The organism is Flavobacterium mesophilum (genome assembly GCF_039581405.1).
In the GTDB taxonomy this organism is placed as follows: Bacteria; Bacteroidota; Bacteroidia; order Flavobacteriales; family Flavobacteriaceae; genus Flavobacterium.
On sequence record NZ_JBCPXZ010000002.1, the window covers coordinates 559,344 to 571,589 of the forward strand.

12 protein-coding genes are annotated in these 12,246 nt (G+C 34.2%); 10 read left to right on the plus strand and 2 right to left on the minus strand.

Annotated features, from left to right (window positions below):
• The first annotated feature begins 81 nt into the window (after window positions 1–81).
• The 3 genes from AAYQ19_RS06870 (at window position 82) to AAYQ19_RS06880 (ending at window position 2,257) form a co-directional block, all read left to right on the plus strand.
• Entirely contained in the window at window positions 82–495 is a 414-nt protein-coding gene (locus tag AAYQ19_RS06870; protein WP_343535289.1) for a DUF4293 domain-containing protein, read from the plus strand.
• Between the two features lie 147 nt (window positions 496–642).
• Window positions 643–1,305, plus strand: coding sequence for a response regulator (locus AAYQ19_RS06875; protein ID WP_343535291.1), 663 nt, complete (start codon window positions 643–645; stop codon window positions 1,303–1,305).
• A 277-nt stretch (window positions 1,306–1,582) separates the two neighbouring features.
• Window positions 1,583–2,257 carry a sensor histidine kinase gene (locus AAYQ19_RS06880; RefSeq protein WP_343535293.1) on the plus strand — a complete coding sequence of 225 codons (675 nt, stop codon included), beginning with the start codon at window positions 1,583–1,585 and terminating at the stop codon, window positions 2,255–2,257.
• 5 nt (window positions 2,258–2,262) lie between these two features.
• On the opposite strand, the gene AAYQ19_RS06885 is transcribed toward AAYQ19_RS06880, so the two are convergent.
• Both AAYQ19_RS06885 and AAYQ19_RS06890 read right to left on the minus strand, forming a co-directional pair.
• Window positions 2,263–2,757, minus strand: a complete 495-nt coding sequence (locus AAYQ19_RS06885; RefSeq protein ID WP_343535295.1) for a metallophosphoesterase family protein — start codon at window positions 2,755–2,757, stop codon at window positions 2,263–2,265.
• Window positions 2,758–2,970: 213 nt separating this feature from the next.
• Window positions 2,971–4,887, minus strand: coding sequence for an SPFH domain-containing protein (locus AAYQ19_RS06890; protein ID WP_343535297.1), 1,917 nt, complete (start codon window positions 4,885–4,887; stop codon window positions 2,971–2,973).
• 418 nt (window positions 4,888–5,305) lie between these two features.
• Here AAYQ19_RS06890 and truA point away from each other — a divergent pair, with 418 nt between their 5' ends.
• From truA to AAYQ19_RS06925, 7 genes are all read left to right on the plus strand, one after another.
• Window positions 5,306–6,040, plus strand: coding sequence for a tRNA pseudouridine(38-40) synthase TruA (gene truA / locus AAYQ19_RS06895; RefSeq protein WP_343535299.1), 735 nt, complete (start codon window positions 5,306–5,308; stop codon window positions 6,038–6,040).
• 94 nt (window positions 6,041–6,134) lie between these two features.
• Window positions 6,135–7,889 carry an ABC transporter ATP-binding protein gene (locus tag AAYQ19_RS06900; protein ID WP_343535302.1) on the plus strand — a complete coding sequence of 585 codons (1,755 nt, stop codon included), beginning with the start codon at window positions 6,135–6,137 and terminating at the stop codon, window positions 7,887–7,889.
• Between the two features lie 144 nt (window positions 7,890–8,033).
• On the plus strand, window positions 8,034–8,618 hold the full coding sequence (locus AAYQ19_RS06905; protein WP_343535303.1) for an NUMOD4 domain-containing protein: 585 nt from the start codon (window positions 8,034–8,036) through the stop codon (window positions 8,616–8,618).
• A 387-nt stretch (window positions 8,619–9,005) separates the two neighbouring features.
• Complete coding sequence (gene lpdA, locus AAYQ19_RS06910) at window positions 9,006–10,394, plus strand: dihydrolipoyl dehydrogenase (RefSeq protein ID WP_343535305.1); 1,389 nt, start codon at window positions 9,006–9,008, stop codon at window positions 10,392–10,394.
• Between the two features lie 189 nt (window positions 10,395–10,583).
• Window positions 10,584–10,973 (plus strand): DUF1801 domain-containing protein, encoded by a 390-nt coding sequence (locus AAYQ19_RS06915; RefSeq protein WP_343535307.1) that lies wholly within the window; start codon window positions 10,584–10,586, stop codon window positions 10,971–10,973.
• Window positions 10,974–10,999: 26 nt separating this feature from the next.
• On the plus strand, window positions 11,000–11,734 hold the full coding sequence (locus AAYQ19_RS06920) for a DUF2625 domain-containing protein (protein WP_343535309.1): 735 nt from the start codon (window positions 11,000–11,002) through the stop codon (window positions 11,732–11,734).
• Window positions 11,735–11,844: 110 nt separating this feature from the next.
• A complete protein-coding gene (locus AAYQ19_RS06925) occupies window positions 11,845–12,231 on the plus strand; it encodes a YdeI/OmpD-associated family protein (protein ID WP_343535311.1) in 387 nt (128 codons plus the stop codon).
• Window positions 12,232–12,246 lie beyond the last annotated feature (15 nt).

Here is a 12,246-nt window from a genome sequence, read left to right on the forward strand (position 1 = left end):
ATGCAATAATACGAATAAATTTTAATCATACAATAGTATTTTAGAAAAAGAAAATATATTTTTGTAAAACAATTTCAAGTTATGTTACAACGAATTCAAACCGTATATTTAATTTTAACCTTTGTTATTACAGGGGTTTTAATGTTTTTTATACCGCTTTGGTCAATAAACGGCAAACCTTTTTACTTTATGCAGGATCAGGTTTACACTGTATTATTAGGATTAAGCACAATGTTGACTATTATCAGCATTATATCATTCAAAAAGAGACAAAATCAGTTTGTGATGAACAGACTGAACATAATATTAAATTTAATTTTATTAGGATTATTTGTATATCGATCACTAAATTTATCTGGAGGGAATGCTACAGCTGCCCCTGAGAAAGGTATTGGGATGTTTCTTCCAATTGTTGCTATCGTGTTATTAGTTTTAGCTAATAAGGCCATCAAAAAGGACGAAGATCTTGTAAAATCTGTAGATCGTTTGAGATAAACCTATAAACTTAATTTTTTGTGCGAAGAAGAACCCGAATTTTTATTCGGGTTTTTTTTATGTCTTATATTATTATAAATCAGGCTTAATGAGTCTATTCTAAAGGTAATCTTCAGGATAAATTTGCATTTTCAAATTCAAATAATCATGAGACCCAAAATAAGGATTCATCTTGCCGATGATCATCAAGTACTTATTGATGGTTTAACCAATTTATTGCATACTGTCGAAAATTTCGAAGTTGTAGGCAATTCTTTAAATGGCAACACCGTTTACCACGAGGTGATTCAAAATAATGCTGATATTTTGATCCTGGACATTAGCATGCCAGAAAAAGATGGCATCAAAGTTCTACAAGAATTTCACGAGCAAAAAAGCCAATGCAAAATCATCATTCTTTCTAGTTATGATGATTTAAAAATCATTAAGGAAGTCATGAAGCTCAATGCAAAAGGGTATTTGACAAAAAAATGCGCAGGCGAAAATATTATCGAAGCCATTCATGCAGTCTATCAAGGGCAGGAATATTTTAGCGATGCTGTGCGAGAAAAAATATTCAACAGTTTTACCCAAAACATTCCGAAATTAAATAAAAATGCTCATGTTGAAAATCCGATTTTAAGTCCACGAGAAATCGAAATAATCACTTTGATATCACTGGAATACAGCGGTAAAGAAATTAGCGAAAAACTTTTCATCAGCACCAATACGGTTGAAACACATCGCAAAAATATCATGAAAAAACTACAGATAAAAAATACGATAGGCCTTGTTAAGTATGCTTTAAAAAACAATTTGATCAATCCGTAACTTCTTGAATTAAAAATCGGTTTAAATCTATTTTATGATGCGTCTTTTAAAAATAGTAATCTTGCTTTTTGTTTTTCATTTTTTTAATGGAAATCCTCTTTATTGCCAGCAACATGAAATTCAAAAAGAAAACATTTCTCAATTTCAAGAACCAAAAACAAATACTGCCGAGCTACATAAATTTGATCAGTTAAGAAACAAAAAGGTTGTTAGCCTGTCTATTGTCTTGATCGTAATCGTATTTTTCCTGTTTTATTTTTTTTATCAGAACAACAAATTGAAGCAAAAAATAAAACGAAAAGATATCAAGCAAAAAATCTTGCTGAATGTTATTAATTCAGGAATTGACAGCCAAGAAATTGAACGAAAAAAAATTGCTTCATTCCTGCATGACAATGTAAATTCCTTACTGTCTTCCGCTGGATTACACTTAAATACATTTACCGCTCAAAACAACATACAATCTGAAGAAATCAAGAAAGCAAAAGCTATTTTAACCGAAGCACACGATCTTTTGCGCGATATATCACATGAACTTGTTCCGAGTCTTTTGGTTCGATTTGGCTTAATCTATGCATTGGAAGATTTATGCGAACGAAATTCGAACAGTACAATTGATTTTGCATTTTCAAGCAAAATTTCAACCAACAAAAGATATACGGAGAAATTCGAAATGAAAATCTATTTTATTGTTTCAGAACTCTTCAGCAACATTATAAAACACAGCAATGCCACTAAAGCCGAAATATTTTTAAGTGAAGCTCACAATAATTTCAAAATCAAAATACAGGATGACGGAATAGGCTTTAATGCAAAAAAAACAAATGAATCTGAAGGTTTTGGCTTAAACCGAATAAGAGCTCGTGTTAAAAAATTCAAAGGAGATTTTGATATCGTTTCTAAAGTACATCAAGGCACCACAATTAAAATAAAAATTCCGTTGCCGCATTAAAAGCATTACTTTTTCCCAATTTCAATGATTTCCAAATCTTTTATTTTATCATCATCAATGACAAACCGAAGCATCGTACGCATTTGATGAAAACCACTTTTTCCTGCGGCCCCCGGATTCATGTGCAATAAATTATTCTTTTTATCGAACATCACTTTCAAGATATGTGAATGTCCGCAGATAAACAATTTAGGTGGATTCAGAGTCATTTCTTCTCTAATATTCGGATTATATTTTCCGGGATAACCGCCAATGTGTGTAATCCAAACTGAAACATTCTCACACATAAATCGGTTATTTAATGGAAATTCCAATCTTGCTTTTGCGTCGTCAATATTTCCGTAAACAGCCCTTAAAGGTTTTATCTTTTTGATGGTGTCAGTTACACTCAAATCACCAATATCTCCGGCATGCCAAACTTCATCAGCTTGCGCTACATATTTCAAAATCGTATCATCAATATGGCTGTGAGTGTCTGAAAGGAGAAGGATTTTGGTCATTTTTTTTAAAGGGGCAAAGGTTCTGAGGCGCTAAGGTACAAAGGATTTTCTTTTTAGAGACAAAGGTTCAAAGTAACAAAGTGACAAAGTTTTTTTTTCTATTGAAAAATTTAAAGTAAAAATCCGATTTGCTTTCGCAAAATCGGATTTTAAATATACTGCTATTTAGACCTAACAGGTTTTAAAAACCTGTTAGGTCTTTCTCAAAAAAAATTATTGTTTTTTAGGATTTTTAACGTCTTTCAATTCTTTGGTATCCATCATTTCCATTAGCTTTAAACCTAACAAACCACTGATAGAACCGTCAGAACCACCGTTTCCTGTAATCAATACATCCGGAATTACTTTGATGTTTCCTTTACCAATTTCTTCTGTAACTTTATAACGAGTAAAGTTGTCTCCACCCATTGCACTTACCTGAAGTTGATATGCTTCGGCAGTTGATTTACCAATTGCCATAATTTTCTCCGCTTCAGCCAAACCAGTTTTTGAGATTTTTTCCGCTTCGGCACTAGCATTTAATCTTGTTGCTTCTGCCTGTGCTCCTGCTCGTGCTTTTGTCGCTTCTGCTTCTGCACTAGCACGCATTTTTGTTGCTTCTGCTTCTGCATTTACATTCAGCTTCAAACTTGTAGCATCCCCTTCTGCTTTTTTAACCGTTGCATCGGCAGTTCTTTGTGCGATTTCAACACTTTGTGAAGCGCGAACAATTTCTTTCTGCATATCAGCAATTGCCGTTTCTTTTTCCATACCTTGACGCTGTTCTTGCGCCATTCTTTGTGTTTGATATGTTTTTTGCTCTTCTTCGGCTAATTTTCTGTCAGTCAAAGTTTTCATCAAAGAATCTGGCGGAACAATATCTCCAATCAAAGTATCAACCGCATTTACGTTATACTCATCAAGAACTAACTTAATGTGATTTTTAGCTGATTCTTGACGTTCCTTTCTCGTTGTCAAGAAAGAAATCACATCACTATCTTGGGCCGAGTTTCTGAAATAGTTACCAATTGTTGGCTCTAAAACCTGAGAAACCAAGTTGTTCATACTTCCAAAACGAGCAATTACTTTCGGCGCTTCGGCAGCCGGAACGTGAATGATTTGCGCCACGTCTAGATTAAATGGGAAACCATCTTTTGAACGAACTGTAATTGTAGAAAGATTTTTATCCAAATCGTGTGATTCACTTCTTGCATTTGCCCAGTTCAAAACCAAGTTTGTTGTTGGAACAGCTTCCAGTTTAGTTGTGTATTTATTCAAAGCATATTTTCCTGGTCCAAAAGGCTCCATCCAAACGCCTCGTTGTCCTTTTGAAACAATATTTCCATGTTTGAAAGTGTCTCCCGTGACGTCTTGACCATCCTCTCCAATATATGAAATCACAACACCTACATAACCAATTGGCACATCTGTCATCGGGTTTTGCTCAATTTGAACTCCCCAAGTATTAATATAGTAAGACCCCGCTAACATCACTTGAGGTTGTAAACCACGGTTTCCTCCTTGTTCTAAAAACTTGTCAAAATCCTGAAAATTATTGTGGTCATTTACAAACTTTCCTGCAATTTGCCCTTGCGGAATTGGCTCTCCATCGAGTGCAGTAACAATACCAATCATGTTTTCGTAAATCTTGATTTGGTCAGCAACTACAATTTCAAACAAAAACGTGTTGATACGATACGATCCTGTTGTAATAAAAGCAGTCTGACGACCTTTTTGCCCTCCATTATTCAAGAAGGAAGTCGCGTCCTGAAAATTATCGCTTTCCACTCTTCTTGCCAAAATACGTCCGGTTGGAATTTCCTTTCCATCCTTACTTAAAACCAATCCAATTTTCCCTTCTGGAATAATAGTAAATCCGGTCATATCGATTGAATATTGCCAGATCCACATTCCCCAATACAAACCTGGAGCAAGCGTTTGTGCTTGATAACCTGCTTCTCCTTTAGTAGCAATAATTCTACCATCTGGAAGCGACCTATCAGCACCAAATAAAACGAATTTTTTGGTCACTAAACCAATTTTATCCTCAGGAACAATCACCATTCCGAAGAAAACACGTAAAATAAATTTGTAAAATAGAAAGGCAAATAAAATTAAAATTATCCACCAATAAGAAGTAATTTCATTCATAGTTTTTGATATTTAGTGTCACAAACTTAAGAGAAATATTTCCTGTTAAAATGAAAAATTTTAAAAATTAACTTTTGCAGTTTCCTACCAAAAAATGTTAAAAAAATATTTGTTTTCCATCGTTGGAATTTCAATTTTCTGACACGATTTTTTGCTGTGTCAACTGTGGTTTGCATTTTGTGTTTTAACAGTTCCTAGGGCAGGTTCAAAGGCTCAGAGTAACAAAGGGACATAGATTTTGTTTTTTTGATTTTTGATTAAACGTATTTTTTATTGAGAAAAAATTTCTAATCTACTTCAGTGCGTCTCTACTAAGCAAATCAAACGAAAAACTTTGAGCCTTTGCATCTTTGTTACTTTGTTCCTAAAAAGAAAAAACCTTTGTACCTTTGTCACTCTGAACCTTTGAACCTCTACAGTGAGATATTTTATTCAATTTGCATACAACGGAACACCTTATAATGGATGGCAATTTCAGCCAAACGCACCTTCTGTTCAGGAAACTTTAAACAAAGCGATTTCGGTTTTATTAAATACACCTATAAATGTTATGGGAGCCGGACGCACGGACACTGGTGTTCATGCTACGGAAATGTATGGCCATTTTGATGTAGAAAATCCATTAGATGTTCCCGTTTTAGTGCATAAACTAAATTCATTTTTACCAAAAGATATTGCTGTTTTCGATATTATATTGGTACATGATGATGCACATTGCCGATTTGATGCCACTAAACGCACTTATGAATATCACATCAATACTGTTAAAAATCCATTTTTGCAGGAACTGAGCTGGTATGTAAGTCAAAAATTAGATGTAGCTTTGATGAATGAAGCTGCGCAAATTTTACTGAAGCATACCGATTTTCAGTGTTTCTCAAAAGTTAATACGGATGTAAACACTTTTGATTGCACGGTTTTTGAGGCTTATTGGAAAAATGAAAATAACAAACTGATTTTTACTATCTCAGCAAACCGATTTTTGCGAAATATGGTTCGGGCGATTGTGGGCACATTAATCAATATTGGTCTTCATAAAATTACGCTGACTGATTTTGAAAACATTATTGCCAGCAAAAGCAGAGAAAAAGCAGGATTTTCAGTTCCAGCACATGGTCTTTATTTGACAAAAATTAATTACGAATATTTATAGCTTTAGGCTATAGGCAATAAGCTTTACACTTGTTCCTACTCCCTATTGTTAATAGCTTATAGCCTAAAGCTTACAGCTAAGCAACTAAAAATAAATGAAAGCAAAAGCATTTGATACCGGCTTATTCAAACGAATTTTAAAATATACTAAACCTTATAAATGGCGCTATTACGGCGTTATTGTTTTTGCTATTTCGCTGTCTATTTTTGCGGCGCTTCGCCCCTATTTATTAAAACAAACTGTCGATGGTTATATCAAAACACATGATAAACATGGTTTGCTGATGTACATTATCTTGATGGGACTTGTACTTTTAATGGAAGTTTTTTCACAATTCTATTTTGTTTACTGGGCTAACTGGCTTGGACAGGATATTGTAAAAGATATCCGAACCAAACTTTTCAAGCATATTTTGAGTTTCAGAATGAAATATTTTGATTTGGTTCCGGTTGGGCAATTGGTTACCAGATCTGTTTCTGATATTGAATCGATTGCACGTATTTTCAGTCAAGGTCTTTTTATGATTATTAGTGATTTGATGAAAATGCTGGTGGTTTTGCTTTTCATGTTTTATATGAATTGGAAACTTACTTGGATTGTTGTTGTGGCAATGCCAATTCTGGTTTATGTCACCCGAATTTTTCAGCGTAAAATGCAAGTTGCTTTTGAAGAAGTGCGCACGCAGATTGCCAATATGAACTCTTTTGTTCAAGAGCGTGTGACCGGAATGAAGATTGTACAGCTTTTTAACCGAGAAAAAATTGAGGCTGAAAAATTCAGAGAAATCAACGACAAACACAGAGTTGCTTGGATTAAAACCATTTTATACAACTCGATATTTTTCCCAATTGCTGATATTATTTCCTCAATAACTTTAGGAGTTGTAGTTGTTTTTGGCGGATTCAAAATTTTGAATGGCGATCACTTTACTACTTTCGGAGACTTATTCTCTTATACGATGTTCATCGGAATGCTGTTTAACCCGCTTCGTCAGATTGCTGATAAATTCAATGAGATGCAATTAGGAATGATTGCCGCCAATCGTGTTTTTGATATTATTGACACTCAAGATCATATTCAGGACACTGGTACAATTGAAGCTCCTGTTTTTAGTGGCAGTATTGAATTTAAAGAGGTACGCTTTAGTTATATTCCCGAAGAAGAAGTTATTAAAGGAATTGATTTATCTGTTGATTCGGGACAAACAATTGCGATTGTAGGTTCGACTGGAGCAGGAAAATCGACTATTATCAATTTACTGAATCGTTTCTACGAAATTAATAGCGGAACTATTTATATCGACGGACATAATATTGAAAACTACACATTAGCTTCTTTACGAAAACAAATTGCGGTAGTTTTACAAGATGTATTTTTGTTTGCCGATACGATTTACAACAACATTACTTTACACAATCCAGAAATTACTCGTGAAAAGGTATTAGAAGCTGCAAAAAAAATTGGCGTTCACGATTTCATAATGAGCTTGCCCGATAATTATGATTTTGATGTAAAAGAGCGCGGTGTAATGCTTTCATCTGGACAACGTCAATTAATCGCCTTTTTGCGTTCGTATGTGAGTAATCCGAGTATTTTGATTTTGGATGAAGCGACTTCGTCTATTGATACGTATTCTGAAGAATTGATTCAACGTGCAACTGAAACGATTACTAAAGGAAGAACCTCAATTATCATTGCCCATCGATTGGCAACAATTGTAAATGCCGATAAAATTGTAGTAATGGATAAAGGCCTTATTGTAGAGCAAGGAACGCATCAAGAATTGCTTAACAAAACCGATGGTTATTACAAAAACCTGTATGATTCGCAATTTTCGGTTGCAAATTAGGCCTCAAAATGCTAAAAAAACATTTATAAACGTTAAATCAGCGTTATAGAAATCATAAAACTGCTTCTCAGCACCAGCTCTTTAACATTTCGTTTTTGGTTTATTCTTTATCTTTGAGACTATAGAAATCAAATGTAAAAGAAAATGCCACAAAATAGATTTTACCCAGAAGAACAGTTCAAAGAAATAGAAATAAATGCCTCATTACAACTAAAATACGCCATTTCAAATAGAGGTCGATTAATAAGTTTTACAGACGAAATTGAAAATGGCCGAATCCTAAAAGGAGGTCTGAGCGATGGTTATCCAACTTTCAGATTCAAGGTTAAAAAAGATGATAAAATTGTAAACAAATATCTTTTTCTCTACAAATTAGTTGCTCAATATTTCATCCCAAAACAATCGGAAGATCAGACTTATGTTCTCCATTTGGATTATAACCGAAGCAATGATGATGCTAGCAATTTGCGCTGGGCTACAAAACAAGAAATGATGGCGCACAGTCGAAAAAGTCCAAGAGTGATTCAAGCGAAAAAAAACTTGATCGAACACAACTTAAAAGCAGACGGAAGAAAATTGACCACTACAAAAGTGATGCTGATCAAGAAAATTTTAGCAAGACCTGAACAAAAAACACGCTTGAAAATGATTGCCAAACAATTCGGCGTAAGTGAAATGCAGATCCGCAGAATTGCAAGCGGCGAAAACTGGGGACACGTTAAAGTTTAATTATTAATTGATAATTCATAATTGACAATTGATAACTCATAATTTATAAAAGCCACAGATTATACAGATGAACATTGATTTTAAAAATCATTCTAATCCGAATAATCTGTGGCTTATTTTTTTTAAAAGCGACTAATTACTAATCACTTTTAACTAGTCACTTTTCACTAAATTTCAAAATTCACTTCATAATTCACAATTTGCAATTCACAATTCCTTAAGTTTCTGTGAAAAGAATAAAATCAGAGTGTCTTAAAATAAATTTTGAGGTGTTGATTTAAAATAAATCCTTAAATTCGCAATCACAAATAACAAAAAAAGAAAATCGACAAATGAGTTTCGGAATATAATCCTCATTTTCGGTAATAAATACTAAAAACCAAAAAAATGAAATACGACGTTATTGTTTTAGGAAGTGGTCCTGGTGGATATGTAACAGCAATCAGAGCTTCTCAATTAGGCTTTAAAGTAGCTGTAGTTGAAAAAGAAAACCTAGGAGGTGTATGCTTGAACTGGGGTTGTATCCCAACAAAAGCATTATTAAAATCAGCACAGGTTTTTGATTATCTAAAACACGCTTCTGATTACGGATTAAAAGTTTCTGAATTCGATAAAGATTTCCCTGCAGTTGTACAACGCAGCCGTGGTGTAGCAGAAGGAATGAGCAAAGGAGTTCAGTTCTTGATGAAAAAAAACAAAATTGACGTTATTGAAGGTTTTGGAAAACTAAAACCAGGAAAAAAACTTGACGTTACAGATAAAGACAATAAAGTTACTGAATACAGCGCTGATCACATTATCATCGCTACTGGTGCTCGCTCTCGTGAGTTACCTAACTTACCTCAAGATGGTGTAAAAGTAATTGGGTACCGTCAAGCAATGACTTTGCCAACACAACCAAAATCTATGATTATTGTGGGTTCTGGAGCAATTGGAGTTGAGTTTGCTCACTTCTATAACTCTATGGGAACTGATGTTACAATTGTAGAATTCATGCCAAATGTAGTTCCAGTAGAAGACGAAGATATCTCAAAACAATTTGAGCGTTCTTTGAAAAAAGCTGGAATTAAAGTAATGACTAACTCTTCTGTTGAGCGTATCGACACAACTGGTGCAGGTGTAAAAGCATTTGTTAAAACAGCAAAAGGAGAAGAAGTTCTTGAAGCTGACATCGTACTTTCTGCAGTTGGAATCAAAACTAACATTGAAAATATTGGTTTAGAAGAAGTTGGAATCGCTGTTGACAGAGATAAAATCTTAGTAAATGCTTACAACGCAACTAATATCCCTGGTTACTACGCAATTGGAGACGTTACTCCAGGTCAAGCTTTAGCTCACGTTGCTTCTGCTGAAGGAATTAACTGTGTTGAAAAAATTGCTGGTATGCACGTTGAGCCAATCGATTACGGAAACGTTCCTGGTTGTACGTATGCAACTCCAGAAATCGCTTCTGTTGGTTTAACTGAAAAACAAGCTAAAGAAAAAGGTTACGAATTAAAAATTGGTAAATTCCCATTCTCAGCTTCAGGAAAAGCAAAAGCAGCTGGAACTCCAGACGGATTTGTAAAAGTAATCTTTGATGCTAAATATGGAGAATGGTTAGGATGCCACATGATTGGTGCTGGTGTTACAGATATGATTGCTGAAGCAGTTGTAGCTCGTAAACTAGAAACTACTGGTCACGAAATCTTAAAATCGATCCACCCTCACCCAACTATGAGCGAGGCTGTTATGGAAGCTGTTGCTGATGCTTACGGCGAAGTAATTCACTTGTAAAAATATACAATGTAAAGGCTCAAATGTCTTTACGGAGTTATATATAATTTTCAATTTATAAAATCCGATTTGTGAAAACAGATCGGATTTTTTTGTTTTAAAAAGCTTAATTTAGCAAATGCTGAAATGTATTTTAAATCCAAATTAGCTTCAGTATTCAGAAAAATTGTGCGTAATAAAATCTAAATTATGAATACAGCCATTCAAGATTATAATGATTCGCAAAGCAGTTCTGACAAGGAAATTTGCGACCAATTAGCGTTGATAATTGATGAAAATCTGCCGGATGCGGAAAACAAAATCTGGCATGCGCATCCTGTTTGGTTTCTGGACGGAAACCCAATTGTAGGTTACAGTAAATTAAAAGGTTCTGTTAGATTGCTTTTCTGGAGTGGACAATCTTTTGAAGAAGACAAACTGCAAAACGAAGGTTCTTTTAAAGCTGCCGAAATGCGTTACACAAATGCCGACCAAATAAACAAACAAGATCTGAAAAGATGGCTCAAAAAAAGCACAGAAATTCAGTGGGATTATAAAAACATTGTCAAACGAAAAGGAGTCTTGCTTAGACTTAAATAACAACTAAAAAACAACTACAACTCAAAATGAAATTTTTACCCCTAATCGCCTTTATTTTAATTACCTCTACAAGCTTTTCACAAACAAAAATGCGTCCATTAAACGAACTTATCGACAAAACTGATTCAGGCTGGAAATCGGTTAAAGAAATTGCAAGCACTGCAAAAAACAAAATAGAAATTCTTCCTGTTGATTCACAAAAAGCAAATGATGCATTGTATCACACGCAAATAGGCACAAACACGACAATGGGTGCTGTTATTTACAAAACTGGCGGTATTTTGGTCGATAACGGCTGGATTAGAATTCTAGGTTCTGGAAGTACAAAATTAAATCGCAGTCTTCCGGATTGGAACAAAGGAAAATCGTTTAAAGAATTTGGCGAAGTTCCGGGTTATTTATTAATCGCAGATGATGCTTTAGGCGGATTTTATATTTTAAACGGTGGCGCACTTGGAGCTGATGTTGGAAAAGTATATTATTTTTCACCCGACAATCTACAATTTGAGCCTCTTGACATAAATTATCCACAATTTTTGGATTTCTGTTTCAACAATGATCTTGAGAAATATTACGAAGGAAGCAGATGGGAAAAATGGAAAGATGAAGTTGCTGGATTAAAAGGTGATCAAGTTTTTAACTTTTATCCTTTTTTATGGACAAAAGAAGGAAGCGACATTAATAAAGTGAGCAGAAAAATAATTCCTATTGAAGAACAATACAGCTTGAATATTGACTTGAGAAAACAAATGGGATTATAATATAAATTAAAAAAATAACACTTTAATTTTCAGTTTTTTAATCTTATTTTTACTACTGACATACGGTTGTCAAAAGGTGATTTTATCTTTATAAAGTAAATTAAAAAATTATGGAAACTAAAGATGGAAAATTAGCCGTTTATGCGCCAACGCGACAAGATTGGCGCAATTGGCTTGACGAAAATAGCCAAATTGAAAAATCAGTGTGGCTCATTTTATATCACAAAAAAAGTAAAACACCTAGTGTCAATTTAATTGAAGCTACTGAAGAAGCGCTTTGTTTTGGCTGGATTGACAGTCTATGCAAAAAACGCGATGCCGAAAGTTATTATCTTACTTTTTCACACCGAAATCCAAAAACAAGCAAATGGAGCAAGCCAAATATTGAAAGAGCAGAACGACTAATTGCACAAAATTTAATGACCGAACACGGTCAAAAATTAATTGATATTGCAAAAGAACAAGGAAAATGGATTGTTGATACCACAGAAAAATAATTATTTCTAATATAA